Raw genomic sequence first — 18,396 nt, 5'->3', positions numbered from 1 at the left:
GGCGGGCGACACTCTTGACAGCCCCGAACCCAGTACAAGTACAATTGCACCCACCTGAGAGGTGCCACCCAGGGCACCTCGGAGATGAGGTTCTCGCCCGTGTCCTCCCTCGTGACCGCCAGTCTCACCGCCGTCGGGCGCACACGCCTCGGCGTGCGCAATCCGCTCCCCCTAGTCCCCCTCGTCACCGGAGGGCTGCTCCGCGAGTGGCACGACCGGAACCGGAACACGACGCTCCCGCACGGCATCGCGATGCTCGAGGAGTACGGCAACCTGGAGAATCTCCGCCGACTGACCGGCGAGTCCGACGCCGAGTTCCGTGGATTCCTGTTCATCGACTCGGACATCTACAAGACTCTCGAGGCCGCGGCCTGGGAGCTCGGCCGCGAGGAGGATGCGGACCTTCGAGCGTTCTTCGACAGCACGGTCGACCTGATCGAACGCGCGCAGCAGGAGGACGGCTACCTCGACTCCGCCTATCTGCGCCGCGACGGCCACGAGCCCTGGACAGACTTCGCACAGGGCCACGAGCTCTACTGCCTCGGGCATCTGATCCAGGCCGCGATCGGTGCGCACCGCGCCATCGGCGACGACCGGCTGCTGGAAGTCGCCGAGCGCTTCGTCGATCACGTCGTCCACCGGATGGGAGCCGATGATGCGGTCGAGTACTGCGGGCATCCTCTGATCGAGACGGCTCTCGTCGAACTGCACCGCACGACCGGCGCCTCCGCCCCGCTTCAGCTCGCGGAGGCGTTCGTGCGCCGCCGCGGCGCCGGGTTCCTCGGCGGCGTGCTGTTCGGCACCGTCTACTACCAGGACGAGAAGCCCGCGCTCGAGGCGACCACGATGCGCGGTCACGCCGTGCGCGCGCTCTACTTGAATCAGGGCATCACCGACCTCTACCTCGAGACCGGTCAGACCGAGATGCTCGACGCGATGCTCACCCAGTGGGATGACCTCGTCCAGCGCCGCATGTACGTCACCGGCGGCACCGGCGCCCGCCACGAGGACGAGTCCTTCGGCGAGGCCTTCGAACTGCCGCCGGACCGCGCGTACGCCGAGACCTGTGCGGGTGTCGCCCTGTTCGGCTGGGCATGGCGGATGTACCTGGCGACCGGGAGGGCCGACATCCTCGACGTCGCCGAGACTGCGCTGTACAACCTCGTCGCGGCGGGCATCTCCACCGCAGGCGACACGTTCACCTACGTCAATCCGCTGCAGGTGCGCGACGAGCGCCCGTACGGCGGCAAGGCACCGGATGCGCGACGCCGGTGGTTCAGCTGCGCCTGCTGCCCGCCGAACCTCATGCGCACGTTCGCCGCGCTCGAGCAGCACATCGCCGCCGAACGCGCCGACGGCCTCGACATCACCCTCTACGCCTCGGCCACGGTCGCATCCCACGGCGCGACGGTCGAGATCGACACCGCGTACCCCGCCGACGGACTCGTCCGCATCCGCGTGAGCGGAGACGCCGCCGAGGGTCGCCGTCGGCTCGCGCTGCGCGTCCCCGGCTGGACGGCCGGCGCGACGGTCGCGCTGCACCGGGACGGCGCGCGCGTCGATGTCGTCGTCGACAACGCCTGGATCCTGCTGGAGGATGCCCTGGTCGACGGCACGCGCCTGGAATTGCAGCTGCCGGTCACCGTCTCGGTCGTCCACCCCGACCCGCGCATCGACGCCGTCCGCGGGACCGTCGCCGTGCGCCGCGGCCCCGTCGTCTACTGTGCGGTCGGCGACGTGGAGGATGTCACGATCGACACCGCCGAGGATGCGCAGGAGAGCGCGGATGCCGGGGGTCCCCTCGGCCCGCGCCTCGAACTGGCCGCGCAGCGGCGGACCCTGCCCGCCGACACGACCCTGTACGCCGCCGCCTCGGCATCCGAACTCGAGGATGCCGTACTGCACCTGCGCCCGTTCGCCGAGTTCGACGGCGGCGAGGCGATGCGGGTCTGGCTTCCGACCCGCTGACCGCACAACGAGATCGGGGCTCGCGGCGAACCGCGAGCCCCGATCTGGTCACCAGATCACGCCAGGACGAGAACGCCGTCCACGCGCCGGGCGATTCCCAGCGGGTTGGCCTCCTTCAGAGCATCCGGAAGCAGCTCGTCCGGCACGTTCTGGTACGCGACCGGGCGCAGGAACCGCGTGATCGCGGCCATGCCGACCGAGGTCGAGCCGACGGCCGTCGTCGCGGGGTAGGGACCGCCGTGCTGCTGCGCCCAGGTCACCGAGACTCCGGTCGGCCACTGGTTCCACAGCACGCGTCCGGCTCGGGTGGAGAGCACCGGGATCAGCTCAGCGGCGATCGCGTCGCCGGGCTCCCCGATGATCGTCGCGGTCAGCTGCCCCTCGAGGCGCGACGCGAACTCGACCAGCTCGCGCTCGTCCTGATAGGCGACCACGAGCGCAGCGGGCCCGAACATCTCGGTCATCAGCGTGTCCATGTGCGCACGGAACGTCTCGGACGTGGTGGACAGCAGGACGGGCGCGAGCGCATCGACCCCCTCGGAGACCGCCTCCACGCCGGTGACCGCGCGCACGCCGGCGAGCGCACCCTGGAATCCGCTCTCGATGCCGTCGTTCAGCAGCGGACCGGCCGCTGGGAGCTCCTGCGCCGCCAGCTCCGCCACGACGGAGGACGACGCCGGCACGAAGAGCACTCCGGGCTTCGTGCAGAGCTGCCCCGCGCTGCCGGTGACCGACGCGACGAAGTCGCGCGCGATGGCCGCAGCATCCGTATCGGCGGCGCTGCACGTGACGAACGCGGGGTTGGTGCTGCCGAGCTCGCCGTAGAAGGGGATCGGCTCAGGGCGAGCGTTCGCGATGTCGAACAGCGCCCGTCCGCCCTGCACCGATCCGGTGAAGGAGGCGACTTTGATCTCCGGCGCCTGCAGTGCGTGCACGCCCGCGTCGGTCCCGTGGATCGTCTGGAACAGACCCTCCGGAGCACCGGCGTCGGCGAGCGCCGCGACCACGGCATCCGTGGTCGCATCCGAGAGCTCCGGATGACCGGGGTGCGCCTTGAGGACGACGGCGTTGCCCGCGGCGAGCGCGCTCGCCGTGTCGCCACCGGCGACGGAGAACGCGAACGGGAAGTTGCTGGCCGCGAAGACAAGTGTCGCGCCGATCGGCTCGAGCTGACGACGGAGGTCCGGTCGCGGTGCACCCATCGGCCACTCCGCGTCGGCGTGATCGATGCGGGCATCGAGCCACAGCCCCTCGGGGAGCATTGCGGCGAACATCCGCAACTGGAAGGTGGTGCGCCGCAGCTCTCCGCGCAGCCGCGGTTCGGCGAGATGGGTCTCGCGCTGGGCGATCGGGACGAGCTCGTCGGCTCGGGCATCCAGAGCGTCGGCGACGGAAACGAGCGCACGGGCACGATCCGCGATCGACGCCCGTCGCCACTGCGTGGACGCGGCAGCGGCCTGCGCGACGATCCGATCGACCTCGGCGGGGGAAGTGGCTTCCATGATCATGACTCCTCTGATGAAGACCGGTCCGGCACGAGATCGGCGAGATCGCCGAGCGAGACCGGCACCCCGATCTGCCGGTTGGTGAGCGATTCGAGCGATGGCGCACCTGCCGCGTCACCGGTATGCGCGGCGACGAGTTTCGACAGCGCGAACCCGCAGACACGGCCCTGGCACAGCCCCATGCCGGGGCGCGCAGTCACGCGCACGTCGCGGGCGTCGTCCGCCCCGAGTCCGCAGACGGCTTCCTCGACTTCGGATGCCGAGACCTCCTCGCATCGGCACACGGCGGTCTGCGGTGTCAGCCACGAGCTCCACTCCTCGGGCACGGGGCTCGCCCTGTGCATGCCGATGGCGAAGCTCCGGCCGCGGCGGAGCCGGCGGCGATGGCGCTGCATCCGTCGCCGGTCCACCGTCCTGCCGAGGTCCTGCGCGACCGCGGCTGCGGCCAGCTCGCCCTCGGCGCAGGAGGCGATGGCTCCGCCGACCCCGGTCACCTCGCCGGCCGCGAAGATCAGCGGGTTCGAGGTGCGGAGGTCATCGTCGACATCGATCACGAGCGACTCGTCGACGTCGACGTGCGTGCGCAGCCCGAGCCCGACGGCGACCTCGAGCTGCGGCGTGAAGCCCCAGCCGAAGGCGACGAGGTCGGCCTCGACCGTCCGAGACGACCCTGGGCGCACGCGGCCGGCGCCGTCGACGCGCGACAGCTCGACCGAGGACGCGCGGCCCTCGCCGCGCACGGCCGTGACGACCGTGCGCGTGTGCAGCGGCACCCGGCGACGCAGGAAAGTCGCGGCGTACTGCGCACCCTCCCAGAGCTTGCTCGGCTCCTGCAGCGCACGCAGCGGCGTGGCCGCCCACCGCGAGAGCGCGTTGGCATCGCAGACCGCGACGACCTCGACACCGGCGTCGGCGAGTCCTGCGGCGACGGAGAGCAGGAACGGCCCCGTCCCGGCGACCACGGCGCGGCGCCCGGCAGCGACCTGGTTCGCCTTCAGCATCGCCTGCACACCGCCCGCGGCCATCACGCCGGGCAGGGTCCAGCCGGGTACCGGTAGCTGACGGTCGTACGCACCGGTCGCGATCACGAGGCGGCGCGCCCTGGTCGTGCGCTCCTCGGGCGCGAGCGCGTCGGCGCCCGAGACGGGGCTCGTGCGCAGGGCGACGCCGTCCGCGACGGCGTCTGCCCGCCACACCTGCCGACCGGTGAGGTGCGTGAGCCGGCCGGTGCGGATGGCTTCGGCCAGCCGCTCGCGCAGGTCCGTGTAGTGCCGCCAGTGGTGGTGCCCGGTGGACTCGTCGGCCGGGAAGCTGTGGCGGTGCCGCTCATCCGGATGCCGCCAGAACTGTCCGCCCGTCTGCGCACCGGCATCCACCAAGACGACCGACAGCCCGAGATCCGCCGCGACGACGGCGGCACTGAGACCTGCGGGCCCGGCGCCGATCACGGCGAGGTCGGTGATGGTCTCAGTCATGGGATGCCTCCGGCAGCGGGAGCGGCTCGTCGGGGTCGGAGCTGCGCACGTCCTGGCCGGCGCACGCCGCGACGAGGCACGCTCGCTGGGTGCGGGCGCCGTCGACCGTGACGAGGCAGTCGAAGCACACGCCGATGCCGCAGAACAGTCCGCGCGGAGCGCCGTCCCTGCGCGTCGTGCGCCACGAGACGATGCCCGCGGCCGAGAGCGCGCCGCCGATCGTCTGACCGGGCACGAAGGCCACCGGCGCACCGTCGAAGCGGATCGTGTCGTCCTCTGCGCTCATGCGGCGGCCACTCCTTCCAGGCGATCCGGGCGGAACGGTGCGAGATCGAGATCGGTCGACTCGCCGCGCATCGCCTGCGCGAGCAGCTTGCCGGTTCCGACCGAGAGGCCGACGCCCGCGCCCTCGTGACCGGCGGCGTGCCAGAGCCCCGGCATCCGGGCGTCCTCACCGATTGCCGGCAGGTGGTCGGGGCAGTACGGCCGGAATCCCGAGTACGCGCGCTGCACGCCCACGTCCCGCAGCGCGGGGAAGAGTCCGAGTCCGCTCGCGGCGATGCGCGCCACCGCGTCGGCCGAAAAGGTGCGATCGAACCCGACGCGTTCACGGCTGGCGCCCATGAGAATCGTCCCGCTGGGGGTGCCCTCCACGACGGGAGACACCTGCAGCCCGGCATCCGAACTGGCGACGTCGCCGACGTACTCGGCGGCGTAGACCTTGTGATGCACGGTGACGGGCACGGGCTCCGTGACGAGCACGAACCCGCGCCGTGGGAGCACAGGAAGGTGCACGCCGGCGAGGGCCGCGAGCTCTCCGCTCCAGGGACCGGCGCAGTTGATGATGGCCCCGGCCGAGATGCGCCCTGCGCTCGTCTCGACGCCTTCCGCTCGGCCGCCGGAGGTGAGGATGCCGTGGACCGCGGTTCTCGTCCGCACCTGCGCGCCGTGCTCACGCGCGAGGCGCAGCAGTTGATGCGTGGCCAGCAGCGGCTGGACCTGCGCATCGTCGGGATAGAACGCCCCGCCGGCGAGAGCGGGGTTGATGTACGGCTCGAGTTCGCGGACGCCGGAGATGTCGTCGATCATGTCGGCGCGGATGCCGAGAGTGCGCTGGTGCGCAACGAGTTCGGCGAGTGCGCGCATGCTCGATTCGCTGCGCGCGACGACGAGTCCGCCCTTCGACTCGAACTCCCAGAGGTTGGCGTACTCGGCGAGATCCTCGCGCCACACGCGCTGCGAATACAGCGAGAGCTCGAGTTCGGGGCCGACCTCCTTGTCCGAGACCAGCACGTTCCCCTCGCAGCGGCTGCTCGTGCCGGAGGCGATCGAACCGCGCTCGACGACGATCACGCTGAGCCCTGCGAGGGCGGCGAAGTACGCCGTCGCGGCGCCGACGACTCCCGCGCCGACGATGACCACGTCGGCGCGTGCTGTCGAACTGCTCACTCCGCGGTCGCTCCCGCCCTGCTCTGCTCGCCGTCCACCTGGCCGGACCAGTCGCCCAGCACGTGCTCGATGTGGCGCGAGACGAGATCGCGCGCACGCGCGGCATCCCGCTGCTCGATGGCATCCATGATCGTGTGGTGCTCCTGCGCCGAGGCGGCCAGGTGCCCGTGCTCGTGCAGTTCGGACAGGCCGAAGAGCCGGGTCTGCGAGCGCAGCGACGCCACGAGCGCGACGAGTCGCTCGTTGCCGGCGTACTGCAGGAGCGCGAGGTGGAAATCGCTGTCGGCGCTGAGGTACTCGACGAGGTCGCCGCGCTCGGCGGCCTGCACGATGTCGTCGGCCTGCCCGCGGAGCCCGGCGAACGCGCTCTCGGGGATGAGCGGGGTCGCCTTCTCGACCGCCGGCGGCTCGAGGAAGAGACGCAGCTCGGTCACTTCGGACAGGTCGTTCGGCGACACCTCGGTGACGAGGAAGCCGCGGTTCGGCATCGCGACGACCAGCCCCTCGCGCACGAGCTCGAGCATGGCCTCGCGGATCGGTGTGGCGGAGACGCCGAACTCCTCGCCGAGGCTCGGTGCCGAGTAGACGCGTCCCGGCTGCATCTCGCCGCTGATGATGGCCGAGCGCAGCGCCCGCTTGACCGTGTCGCGGATGCTCGGCTGCTTGCTGAGGCGCACCACGTTGCGCGCATCAATTCCGGTCATGTGCTTCCCTCTTCCGGTCCACCCCTGCGGCGACCGCTGTTCGCGGGTGCCTGGCTGTCACGATATCGGCGCCGCGCGCCGCGCACGTCATGTTCACAGCACGAATCCCTGCGGGAACGGGTCGCTCGCGTCGAGCATGTACTGCGCGGTGCCCGTCACCCAGGCCCGCCCGGTGATCGTCGGGATCACGGCGGGGATGCCGGCGACCTCCGTGGTCTCGACGAGCCGGCCGGTGAAACTCGTGCCGATGAACGACTCGTTGACGAAGTCGGTGTTCAGCGCCAGCTCGCCGCGGGCGTGCAGCTGCGCCATCCGTGCACTCGTCCCCGTGCCGCATGGGGAGCGGTCGAACCAGCCGGGATGGATCGCCATCGCGTGCCGGGAGTGCAGCGCGGTCGAACCGGGCGCCTTCAGGTAGACGTGGTGGCATCCGCGGATCGTGGAGTCGATCGGATGCACGGGTTCGCCCTGCGCTTCGATCGCCGCCATGATGCTCAGGCCCGCCTTCAGCAGGTCGTCCTTGCGGCTGCGCTCGAAAGGCAGCCCGATCTGCTCGAGCGAGACGATCGCGTAGAAGTTGCCGCCGAACGCGAGGTCGTACTCCACGGCGCCGAGGCCCGGCACGTTGACGACCTGGTCGAGCGCGACCGCGAACGAGGGCACGTTGCGGATGGTCACGCTGTCGGCGTGACCATCCGAGACCTGAACGTCGGCGATCACCAGACCGGCCGGCGTATCGAGGCGGATCGTGGTGACGGGCTCGACGACGGGGACCATCCCGGTCTCGACCAGCACCGTCGCGACCCCGATCGTGCCGTGCCCGCACATGGGCAGGCATCCGGAGACCTCGATGTAGAGCACGCCGAAATCGGCATCCGGACGCGTCGGCGGCTGCAGGATCGCACCGCTCATCGCGCTGTGGCCCCGCGGCTCGTTCATCAGGAGCAGGCGCAGATCATCGCTGTTCGCCATGAACCACTGACGCCGCTCCTCCATGGTCGCCCCTGGCAGCGTCCCGACGCCGCCGACGATCACACGCGTCGGCATCCCCTCGGTGTGGGAGTCGACGGCGTGGAAGACCCGCTGTGCTCGCATGTTCTCTCCGGATCAGCGGTAGCCCTTGGCCAGGACGGCCTCGGTGTCGGCGATGATACGCGCGCGGACGTCGTCGGGCAGGGGCAGCCGAGGCGGGCGTGTCGTGATGCCGGCCGGTGCGACACCGGCGACCTCCTGCGACAGCTTGATCGCCTGCACGAACCAGGTCTTCGAATCCCAGCGCAGGAGGGCGTGCAGGTCGCGGTAGATCTCGTGCGCCTTCGCCCAGCTCGCCGGGTCGCCCGACGTCGCCAGGTTGTACAGCTCGACCGTGGATGCCGGAATCGCATTCGGGTAGCCGGCGACCCATCCGCGGGCTCCGTTGATGCCCAGCTCGAGCACGACATCGTCGGAGCCGATCGAGACATCGAGCCCCGGTGCGAGCTCGTGGATCTCGTACGCGTTGCGCACGTCGCCGGAGAACTCCTTGACCGAGACGATCAGACCCTCCTCGAACAGCTGCGCGAGGAGAGTCGGACGTAGGTCGATCTTCGTGTCGATCGGGTTGTTGTACGCGAGGACGGGCAGCCCGACCGCCGCCACGCGACGGAAGTGATCGACGACCTCGGCGTCGCTCGCGCGGTACGCGTTCGGCGGGAGCAGCATGACGGCCGGTGCCCCGTGCTCGGCAGCGTGCTCGGTCAGGCGCACACTCTCGAGCGCGCCGTATGCGCCGACACCAGGAATCACCGCGACGTCGGCCGGCGCGGCCTCGACGGCGGTCAGGTAGACGCGCTTGCGTTCTTCGTCGGTCAGCGTCTGGTACTCACCCAGCGATCCGTTCGGGATGATGCCGGTGACGCCGTTGTCGGTCGTGAAGCGGATGTGCTCGGCGTAGGCGTCGTAGTTGACGGAGAAGTCGGGGTTGATCGGCAGCGTCGTCGCGAGATTGACGCCGTGCCACGGCTTCTTTTCATTCATGGATCGGTACTCCTGTGCTCTTCGGTGCCGTGTGGCGGCAAGTACAATTGCAATGTTAGTGGACGAGCGGACTCATGTCCATGGTTCAGCGCGGCCGGTTTCCGCCCCCGCATCACGTGCGGGCAGAACGAGCCGCTGACGCGACTCCTCGTTGCCCGCGCGGTCGGTCGCCGCGAACTCGATGATCTGCTCGTGCTCCGACAGCGCGCGGACGAAGGACTCCTGGAATGTCGCCCAGAACGTCCCAGGCCCCTCCCACTGGATGCGCTCCACGCCGGACACGTCGTCATCGGCGAACAAGGTGATCTCAACGCTCGCGCCGAGTCGGCGCACGGTCGCGCGGGACGTCGGTGCGCTCACGTCGACCGCGAACTCGCGGGAGGCATGAGCGGTGGCACCATCGGCATCCGTCACGCGCACGGCGACCCGATGGTGCCCCTCGCCAGGGAGCGAGACGGGTCCGTCGTACGGCGCCCAGCCGTCGTCGCCGATGGCCAGCTCGATCCGCAGATCGCCGGCGCCCCCGAGGTCCTCAGCGACGACGCGGACGACCGGCAGGGTCGTGAACCAGCCGGACGGCGACGCGAGCGTGTCGGTGAGGATCGCGATGGAGGGCAGCGTGCGCGCGGCGGCGAGCGCCGCCGGCACCTCCCAGCGGATGCTCCTGATGCCGTCGTCGATGCGCTCCGACCAGGTCACGGTCGCGGCATCCGTCTCTACGGCGTCGGCGACGGCTGGAGTCATGGTGCCATCGACGTCGGCCGCGGCCGCAGCGGCGAGGACCCGCACGAGTTCGTCCTGTGCGAGCAGGCCGTCTCGGCGGGCGTCGGCGGCGGCCGCAGCCACGCGGTCGAGGAACGCCGCGCGCGATGCCGGCACCGGTTGCCGCCAGACGTCGTCCAGGAAGGACCCGCCGTCCTGGCGCGACCGCACCGGCACGTCGGTCTCGGCTCCGACGAAGCTGATCACCGGGGCCGCCGCGCGGACGTACAGGTGGTAGCGCTCGTCGCCGCCGGTCCACACCGGCTCGAAGCGGATGCCGTCGACGTACACCGCACCGTCGGCGCGCAGGGCCTCTCCTATCGCTCGCGCATCGACCGCGGCATCCGCGGCGATCGAGCCGTCGACGCGACGCCGGTTCGCCAGCCCGAGGTCGAGCGTCGTCGTCGCATCCGACCGGGCGACGAGGACGGACGGCCCGAATTCGATCGAGTGCAGCGTCGCGTCGTCGGGTGTCGGCAGGGCGCGCAGGGCCATCGGCACCGCGATGCGCAGCGTCTCGCCCGACCGCCACGGGCGGCGCACGACGAGATAGCCGCCCTCGACCTCGGCATCCACCGGCTCCTCGCCGATGCGAGCCGTGACCTCGCCGACGACCCACTCCGGAATCCGCACCCGGACCGTGAGGGGCGTCCGGTCGACGAAGCCGCCGGCGTCGTCGACGCGCACGTCGACGGTTCCCGCGAAGGGAAGCCCGGTCTCCAGGCGGACGATCGCGTTCTGCTCCCGCCAATCGAGGGTCGCCGGGATGAAGAGATTGACCCAGAGCTCGGCATCCTCCCCCGCGAAGAAGACGGTGTCCTGGTACTTGACGTGGTTCTCGAGGCCGGTGCCGCCGCAGCAGGTGCCGATGTTGTCGTACTCGGCGACGGCGCCGGGGTGCACGGGGAACATGTAGGTGACTTCGGGGCTGTCGTCCGAGTCCACTGCACGCCGGGAGCCGAGGATGTGGTTGTGCACGGCGCGCTCGTAGTACGCCATGAAACGCGGATCACGCGTGTGGGCGAAGAGCAGCCGGGCGATCTTGAGCAGGTTGTAGGTGGCGCAGGTCTCGGCGTTGCGGTGGCCGATGTCGCCGGCGACCGCGCCTGGTGGACCCCACAGCTCGCTCTCCCCCGTGCCGCCGTGCGCGTACATGCGCCCAGGCACGATCTGCTCCCACAGCCCGAGCACGGCGTCCAGGTAGCGGCGGTCGCCGGTGAGCTCGTACTCGTGCACGTAGCCGAGCAGCTGCGGCAGGTGCTGGTTGGCGTGCATGTCGGTGAGGATGTCGCGGCGCTCGGCACCGGCGTCGATGAGGTCGTCCTGGTCGAACAGGCGGGCGACCTCGAGGAACAGCGGCTCGTCGGCGACCGCGCTCAGCCGCGCCATCGTCTCGTTCATGCCGCCGTACTCGCCGGCGATGTAGAGCGACCACATGCGCTGGATGCGGTCGTGATCGAGCCGGGTCAGCCGATGCGCGACCCAGTGCCCCATCGCGACGGCGATCTCGAGGGCTTCAGCACTGCCGGCCAGCTCGTGCGCGTCGAGGAGTCCCGCCATGATCTTGTGCGTCGTGTAATAGGGAGCCCAGATCTCGCCGTAGGGCGCGTAGTCCTCGAGCCGGGCGAACTGCCACTCGCCGTAGGCCGCGAGGAAACCCGGATGCGAGTACCGGCCGGTCGCGGCGAGCGTGCGCTGCACCTCGCCGAGACCAGCGACGAAGTCGTCGACCTTCGCCAGCAGCGCGGCATCCTGTTCCCCGGCGTACGCGAGCGCGAGCATCGAGAGGAAGTGCCCGGCGTAGTGCCCTCGGAGCAGGTTCGCGGTCTGGGCGTTCTCGCGGCCCGGGTAGTCGGCCTCGCCCCACGCCTGCTCGCTCGGGTGGCCGAAGTCCTCCCAGTTGCCCGGCGGCGTCGCCCCCCGGGTGTCGAGGCCCGCGTTCGCGCGGAAGACCGCGAGCAGGCGGTCGACCGGATACACGCGCGCGAGATGCAGCATCCGATCGCGGGCCGGGGCGAACACGCTGTCGTCGGCGATCCGCACGCGGTCGAGTCCGAAGGCGCGCAGCGCCGGGACGACGCGGATGCCGGATGCCGTCGTCATCGTGACGCCCACTGCTGCTGCGTCCACGCCTCGATGCCCGCGGCGTCGATCGGGAGCGCGCCGGAGAGCACCTCGGAGCCGGTCGCAGTGACGAGCACGTCGTCCTCGAGCCGCACGCCGATGCCGCGCAGCTCGGGCGGAAGGGTGAGGTCGTGGGAGTGGAAGTAGAGTCCCGGTTCGACCGTCATGACGACGCCGGGCTCGAGGTCGGCGCCCATGTAGTCCTCGTAGTGCGCCTGGCTGCAGTCGTGCACGTCGAGCCCGAGGTGGTGGCCGATGCCGCACGCGAGGTAGCGGCGGTGCTGCTGGCCCTGCGGCGACAGCGCCTCGTCGACCGAGACGGGCAGCAGGCCCCAGTCGTGCAGGCCCTGCGCCACGACCTGCATGGCGGCGAAGTGGAAGTCGAGGTACGCGGTCCCGGGGCGGATGCGGTCGAGGCCGGCGCGATGCGCGCGCTCGACGAGGTCGTGCACCTCACGCTGCGCGGCCGAGAACGTGCCCTGCGCGGGGACCGTGCGCGTCACGTCGGCCGTGTACAGGGACCGGGCCTCCACGCCCATGTCGAGCAGCAGCGCCTGGTCGGGGCGGATCGGCCCGTCGCAGCGCACCCAGTGCAGAATCGGCGCATGCGCGCCCGAGCCGACGATCGTCGAGTAGCCGGGGCCGTTACCGAACGTGCGCGCGTGCCGGTCGAACGTGCCCTGCAGCCAGCGCTCGCCCAGGTCGGCGGCGATCGCGTGCGGGATCTCGGCGGCGACCGCGGCGAAGCCCGAGACCGTGGCGTCGATCGCTTCGCGCAGCTGACCGATCTCCCACTCGTCCTTCACCATGCGCAGAGTCGAGAGCGTGCGCTCGAGGTCGGTCGACACCGTCGCGCTGTGCGCGGTCGCGATGCCCATGGCCGAGCGCGCGGCGAGTGCACCGCGGAGCTCACTCGCGCGCGCTTCGAGAGCCGCAAGCGGCTCGACGGCGATCTGCAGCGCCTGCGCCCACTCGGCGATGCCGGCCGATGGCCCGACCCACAGCTCGCCGTGCAGCGCGTTGCTGAAGAACCCGTCGTCGCCGGGGCGGAACGGCGGCGGCATGTACAGCACCGCGTCGTGTCCGCCAGGACGCGCCCACATCACGAGCACGGCATCCTCGGTCTGGCATCCGGTGAGCCACACGAAGCTACTGTCGGCGCGGAACCCATAGGACGCGTCGTCGTTGCGCACAGGCGCGACGCCGGCGCACAGCACGAGCGTCTGGCCGGCGAAGGCCGCGCTCAGGCGTGTGCGGTGGGATGCCGCGGCCTCCGCTGTCCCTTCCGGCAGGTCGGGGTGCGTTGGGACGTCGTCCCAGCCCTGCGCGATGAACTCACGGAAGGCCGGGACCTCCACGAGCCGCGGGTAGCGGGTCCCCGCGTACGGCGGACGGGGTTCGGTCACCTGGTCGGTCATGCGCGTTCTCCTCCTCGGTTGCGGACGAGCTCGCGAAGCCGGGTCAGGGTGCGGCCCGATCCGATCCCGTCGTGCTCGAATTCGTTGGTGACCCAGTACTGCGCGTTGCCGACGCCCTTCAGGGTCTCCAGCTGCAGACCGGCATCCACGTACATGTCTTCGAAGTAGACGACGGCCGCGAGCGGCACCTCGTTGCGGGCCAGCGCGTCGCGGTCGTACAGCGGCGACCAGTCGTCCTTCGCCGCGAGCGTGTCGACCGCACGGCGGAAGCCGCGGAGCAGTCGCACATCATCGAACATCCAGGGGAACGCCATCTCGCCCGTGAACAGCAGCGGACGCCGGTCCTCGTCGAACTCCGGCCGGCGGTCACGCTCGGACTGCGCCGCCCACGCCGTCGGCCCGCTCGCGGGGTCGCCGTAGATGGACTCCTGAAGCGTCCAGAACAGCGGGTTGCCCGCGCTCGACGAGAGCGCGAGAACGTCCTGCAGGAACCCCGCGGAGAGCCGGCCGTCGCTCGTGAAGGCCTTCTCGACGAGCCAGTGCAGGCGCTCGAAACCGGGCTTCATGCCGAAGTCGATCCCCAGCGCCTGGAAGCGCCGGACGGTGAGCACGTCGCCGTCCGGCAGCAGGACGTCGCCCTCGGCGAGCCGGTCGGCGATGCGCGCGACGGCCGCCTCGTCCTCGGGGTAGCGCCGGTAGAACTCCGCCGTCTTGGTCGCGACGCGATCGAACGTCCGCCGATAGACCTCTGCCGCCTTCGGAGGGATGCCGGGGATGCCGCCGCACACGTAGCTCGCTGCCAGCCCTTCGGGGGCGAAGGAGAGATAGGTGAGCGTGATCCAGCCGCCGAAGCTCTGCGCGAGCGTCGTCCACCGGCGTCCGTCGTACAGCGACGTCCGGACGTGCTCGAGGTCGCGCACGATCGAGTCCGCGCGGAAGCAGGCCAGGAAGTCCCCGCCGGATTCACCGCGGGCGGCGACCGTCACGGCATCCACCGGGGTGCTGAGTCCGGTGCCGCGCTGGTCGACGAGGACGACGCGGTAGTCGCGCAGCGCCTCGTCGATCCAGCCGTCGCGGGCCAGCGGGCGGGGGTTCGCGCCGCCCGGCCCGCCCTGCAGGAAGGTGAGCAGCGGGCGGCCGGGGTCGTCGCGCTCCGGGTCGACGAGTTCGCGCACGAACAGCTCGATGGTCTCGCCGTCCGGGGTGCTCCAGTCCAGGGGCACGGTCGTGCGCTGCTCGCGGACCCGGATGCCGGGGAGCAGGTATTCGGTGGTCACGATGCTGTCTCCTTCGCGGTGCGCGCGGCATCCGCTTCCCTGCGTCGACGATCCCACTCCGGGTTGATGCGGGGAACCGCGTGCAGCAGGGTCTTGGCGTATTCGTGCGTCGGGTTCTCGAACACGTCGTCCCGTGTGCCCGTCTCGACGATCCTGCCCTGCGACATCACGGCGACGCGCGTCGCGATCTGGCGGACGACGGCGAGGTCGTGGGCGATGAAGAGGTACCCGAAGCCCTCGTCGGCCTGCAGATCGCGCAACAGGTTGATCACCTGGGCCTGCACCGAGACGTCCAGCGCCGAGACCGCCTCGTCGCAGATGACCAGTTTCGGGCCGACGGCGAGCGCCCTGGCGATGCCGATGCGCTGCGCCTGGCCGCCGGAGAACTGCGAGGGGTAGCGCTCGGAGTGCAGCGGGTTGAGGCCGACGCGTTCCATCAGCTCACGCGTGAACGCGCGTGCACCGCCGGGGATCTTCCGCCCCTGGTACACGAGCGGCGCCGTGACGAGCCGCTCGACGGTGTGCTTGGGGTTCAGCGACGAGTACGGGTCCTGGAAGATGACCTGCACGGAGCTGCGGAACTCCTTCAGCGCTGCGCCGCTCGTGCGGGTGACGTCGACGCCTTCGAACTCGACGGTTCCGCTCGTGACGTCCATGAGACGGGCGACGAGGCGGGCGGTCGTCGACTTGCCGGAACCGGATTCGCCGACCAGTGCCAGCGTTTCGCCGCTGCGCACCTCGAGGGACACGTCGTCGACCGCGCGGAAGGCCTTCGCGCGTCCGAACGGGGCGGCGGATCCGGTCTTGAACTCCTTGACCAGGTTCGTGCCGCGGAACAGCGGCGTCGTCGTGCTCACAGGGCGCTCCTCTCTGCGGACGGAACCGGGATCTCGGTCGTGCGCAGCGTTCCGATCTCGTCGTCGATGCGCGGGACGGCGTCCAGCAGCCGCCGGGTGTAGTCGGCCTGCGGGTCGCTGAAGACCTGCTCGACCGAGCCGCGCTCGACGGTCTCGCCGGCCCGCATGACGACGATGTCGTCCGTGACCTCGCTCACGACGGCGAGGTCGTGGGTGATGAGGATCAGTCCGGCGCCGGTGTCGGCACGGATCTCGGCCAGCAGGTCGAGGATCTGCGCCTGGACCGTGACGTCGAGCGCGGTCGTGGGCTCGTCGGCGATGATCAGGTCGGGGTTCATGCTCAGCGCCATGGCGATCATGATGCGCTGTCGCATGCCGCCGGAGAACTGGTGCGGGTAATGGTCCACGCGTCGGGCTGCGTCGCGAATGTGCACGCGCTCCATCGCCTCGATCGCCACGGTGCGCGCCTGTCGGCGCGACACCCCTGAGCGATGCGAGAGGTACGCCTCCGCGATCTGGGTGCCCACCTTGTAATACGGGTTCAGCGACGAGAGCGGGTCCTGGAAGATCATCGCGATGCGATCCCCGCGGATGTCCCGCATCCGCCGCTCCGGCATCCCGAGCAGTTCGGCGCCGTCGTAGCGGACCGACCCGGTGGCCGTGCCGCTCTTCGGGAGCAGCCCCATGATCGCGAGGCTCGTCATGGACTTGCCGGAGCCTGATTCGCCGACGATGCCCAGCGCGCCGCCGCGTGGGACGTCGAATTCGAGGTTCTTGACCACCTGCACCGGACCCTGCGCGGTCGGGAACGAGACGGTGAGGTCCCGGACCGACAGCACGGGGCCGGCAGTGGTGTCATCGGTGAGGATGCTCATGCCGATGCTCCTGTCCTGACACGCGGATCGATGGCGGTGTACAGCAGGTCGACGACCATGTTGCCCACGATCACGAAGAAGGCCGACAGCAGCGTGACCGCCATGATGACGGGCTGGTCGTTCGCCGTGATCGAGTCGGCGGTCAGCTTGCCGACGCCGTTGAGGCCGAACACCTTCTCGGTGATGACGGCGCCGCCGAGGAGGCCGGCGATGTCCATGCCGAAGATCGTGACGATCGGGGTGAGGGCCGGGCGCAGCGCGTGACGGCGCCACACCAGGTTCGGGCGCAGGCCCTTGGCACGGGCGGTGCGGACGAAGTTCTCCTGCAGAGTGTCGATGACGTTCGCTCTGGTCAGGCGCGTGTAGACCGCCGCGTACCCGACGGCGAGGACGATCCACGGCATCAGGAAGTTGAGGAACCACTGCACCGGGTCGTCGCTGAAGCTCACGACCTGGGGGAACGGCAGCCAGCCGAGGGCGACGACCAGGATGAACTGCAGCGCCAGGGCGAGCACGTAGTTCGGGATCGACATCGCGCCGAGGGTGAGCCCGGCGAAGAAGCGGTCGAGGAACCTGCCCTCCTTCACGGCGCTGAGCACACCGGAGACGAGGCCGCCGATGAGCCAGAGCACGGCGGCGCCGAGCGCGATCGTGATCGAGACGGGCAGACGCTGCACGATCATGTCGCTGACCATCTGGCTCGTCTGGAAGGAGTAGCCCAGGCACGGCGCCGCGCACTCGACGGGGCTGCCGGCGACCATGAAGGTGCGTCCGCCGAAGAGTCCGGCGACGTAGTTCCAGAACTGGGTCCAGAACGGCAGGTCGAGGCCCAGGTTGACGCGGATCTGCTCGATCTGCTCGGGTGTGCAGTTCTTACCGCAGATCTGCACGGCCGGGTCGGCCGACAGCAGGAAGAAGATCGCGTACGTGAACAGGGTCACCAGGAACAGCACGGCGATCATGCCCAGGATGCGGGAGGCGACGATGCGGATCATGAACGGGCCTCCCCGCTGGCGACGATCACGCGGATGCGGTCACCGAGGGTCGTGAACGACAGGACGAGGAGGAAGAGGAACGCGCCGGGGATCACGAAGTACATCGGGTCGACGGCGTACCACGGGGTCGCGGCCGCGATCATCTGCCCCCAGCTGGGGGTCGGCGGGACGACGCCGACGCCGAGGAACGAGAGTCCTGCTTCCGTGCCGACGTAACCAGGGACGGCGAGGGTCGCCATCACGATGATGGTGGACTGCAGGTTCGGCAGGATCTCGCGGAAGATGATGCGGATGCTGCTCGCGCCTGAAGCCTTGGCGGCCTCGACGAACTCGCGCTCCTTGAGGGAGAGCGTCTGCGATCGGACGATGCGGGCGAGGTATGGCCAGCCGAACAGCGAGATGACGACGACGAGCAGGAAGACGCGGTTGTCGGCCGGGAGGGCGGACAGGATCGCGATCATGAAGATCAGCGCGGGGAACGCCATGAGGAACTCCATGACGCGCGAGATGATCGTGTCGACCAAGCCGCCGAAGTAGCCGGCGAGCATGCCCATGACGACGCCGAGGATCGTGGTGAGCAGCGTCGCCGAGAGGGCGACGGTCATCGTGACGCGTGCGCCGTAGACGATGCGGGCGAAGATGTCGCGGCCGCTGCCGGGCTCCACGCCGAACCAGTGCTCGGCGCTGATGCCGCCGAGCGGTCCGATCGGGATGGCCCCCATGTTCGGGTCGATCGCCGACTGGTCGAAGTCGTACGGTCCCCAGCCGCTGAGCATGGTGAGCAGCGGGGCGAAGATCGCCATGAGGAGGATGAGCAGGATGTACGCGCTGGAGAGCACGGATCCTGCATCGTGGAGGAACGCGCGCAGGATCCGCCGGCCAGAGGCCGGGGGTGACTCCAGCGTCTCTTCGAGCGCTGGGTCACCTCCCGGCGTGGCTTCGGCCTCGAGCGATGTCGGGCTGAAGGTCAT

At 70.3% G+C, this 18,396-nt stretch carries 15 protein-coding genes; 1 reads left to right on the top strand and 14 read right to left on the bottom strand.

Features of this window, described 5'->3' with window-relative positions; genetic code table 11:
• Positions 1-99: 99 nt before the first annotated feature.
• Positions 100-1,968: a glycoside hydrolase family 127 protein gene (locus AC3ANJ_RS01635; protein ID WP_488317931.1), complete on the top strand. Its 1,869-nt coding sequence runs from the start codon at positions 100-102 to the stop codon at positions 1,966-1,968.
• Between the two features lie 56 nt (positions 1,969-2,024).
• On the opposite strand, the gene AC3ANJ_RS01630 is transcribed toward AC3ANJ_RS01635, so the two are convergent.
• The 14 genes from AC3ANJ_RS01630 to AC3ANJ_RS01565 all read right to left on the bottom strand — a co-directional run bounded on the left by AC3ANJ_RS01630 (position 2,025) and on the right by AC3ANJ_RS01565 (position 18,396).
• Positions 2,025-3,470, bottom strand: coding sequence for an aldehyde dehydrogenase (NADP(+)) (locus AC3ANJ_RS01630; RefSeq protein ID WP_488317930.1), 1,446 nt, complete (start codon positions 3,468-3,470; stop codon positions 2,025-2,027).
• A gap of 2 nt (positions 3,471-3,472) precedes the next feature.
• The gene (locus AC3ANJ_RS01625) at positions 3,473-4,948 is read right to left on the bottom strand and encodes an FAD-dependent oxidoreductase (protein WP_488317929.1); all 1,476 of its coding nucleotides are present in this window, start codon (positions 4,946-4,948) and stop codon (positions 3,473-3,475) included.
• A complete protein-coding gene (locus AC3ANJ_RS01620) occupies positions 4,941-5,234 on the bottom strand; it encodes a (2Fe-2S)-binding protein (protein ID WP_488317928.1) in 294 nt (97 codons plus the stop codon). The genes AC3ANJ_RS01625 and AC3ANJ_RS01620 overlap by 8 nt, the downstream gene beginning before the upstream one ends.
• Positions 5,231-6,397: an NAD(P)/FAD-dependent oxidoreductase gene (locus AC3ANJ_RS01615; RefSeq protein WP_488317927.1), complete on the bottom strand. Its 1,167-nt coding sequence runs from the start codon at positions 6,395-6,397 to the stop codon at positions 5,231-5,233. The genes AC3ANJ_RS01620 and AC3ANJ_RS01615 overlap by 4 nt, the downstream gene beginning before the upstream one ends.
• The gene (locus AC3ANJ_RS01610) at positions 6,394-7,101 is read right to left on the bottom strand and encodes a GntR family transcriptional regulator (RefSeq protein ID WP_488317926.1); all 708 of its coding nucleotides are present in this window, start codon (positions 7,099-7,101) and stop codon (positions 6,394-6,396) included. Before AC3ANJ_RS01610 ends, AC3ANJ_RS01615 begins: the two co-directional genes overlap by 4 nt.
• Before the next feature lie 93 nt (positions 7,102-7,194).
• On the bottom strand, positions 7,195-8,196 hold the full coding sequence (locus tag AC3ANJ_RS01605) for a proline racemase family protein (protein ID WP_488317925.1): 1,002 nt from the start codon (positions 8,194-8,196) through the stop codon (positions 7,195-7,197).
• A 12-nt stretch (positions 8,197-8,208) separates the two neighbouring features.
• Positions 8,209-9,117 carry a dihydrodipicolinate synthase family protein gene (locus tag AC3ANJ_RS01600; RefSeq protein WP_488317924.1) on the bottom strand — a complete coding sequence of 303 codons (909 nt, stop codon included), beginning with the start codon at positions 9,115-9,117 and terminating at the stop codon, positions 8,209-8,211.
• Between the two features lie 72 nt (positions 9,118-9,189).
• A complete protein-coding gene (locus AC3ANJ_RS01595) occupies positions 9,190-12,009 on the bottom strand; it encodes a beta-L-arabinofuranosidase domain-containing protein (protein WP_488317923.1) in 2,820 nt (939 codons plus the stop codon).
• Positions 11,979-13,421, bottom strand: coding sequence for an aminopeptidase P family protein (locus tag AC3ANJ_RS01590; RefSeq protein ID WP_488317922.1), 1,443 nt, complete (start codon positions 13,419-13,421; stop codon positions 11,979-11,981). The genes AC3ANJ_RS01595 and AC3ANJ_RS01590 overlap by 31 nt, the downstream gene beginning before the upstream one ends.
• A complete protein-coding gene (locus AC3ANJ_RS01585; protein WP_488319206.1) occupies positions 13,418-14,701 on the bottom strand; it encodes an alpha/beta fold hydrolase in 1,284 nt (427 codons plus the stop codon). Before AC3ANJ_RS01585 ends, AC3ANJ_RS01590 begins: the two co-directional genes overlap by 4 nt.
• Positions 14,695-15,555, bottom strand: a complete 861-nt coding sequence (locus tag AC3ANJ_RS01580) for an ATP-binding cassette domain-containing protein (RefSeq protein WP_488317921.1) — start codon at positions 15,553-15,555, stop codon at positions 14,695-14,697. The genes AC3ANJ_RS01585 and AC3ANJ_RS01580 overlap by 7 nt, the downstream gene beginning before the upstream one ends.
• Complete coding sequence (locus AC3ANJ_RS01575; protein ID WP_488317920.1) at positions 15,552-16,430, bottom strand: ABC transporter ATP-binding protein; 879 nt, start codon at positions 16,428-16,430, stop codon at positions 15,552-15,554. Before AC3ANJ_RS01575 ends, AC3ANJ_RS01580 begins: the two co-directional genes overlap by 4 nt.
• Positions 16,427-17,425, bottom strand: coding sequence for an ABC transporter permease (locus tag AC3ANJ_RS01570; protein ID WP_488317919.1), 999 nt, complete (start codon positions 17,423-17,425; stop codon positions 16,427-16,429). The genes AC3ANJ_RS01575 and AC3ANJ_RS01570 overlap by 4 nt, the downstream gene beginning before the upstream one ends.
• Entirely contained in the window at positions 17,422-18,396 is a 975-nt protein-coding gene (locus AC3ANJ_RS01565) for an ABC transporter permease (protein ID WP_488317918.1), read from the bottom strand. The genes AC3ANJ_RS01570 and AC3ANJ_RS01565 overlap by 4 nt, the downstream gene beginning before the upstream one ends.

It is taken from the genome of Microbacterium sp. STRO-1N, assembly GCF_057748015.1.
This window is presented reverse-complemented; position numbering and strand designations above follow the sequence as displayed.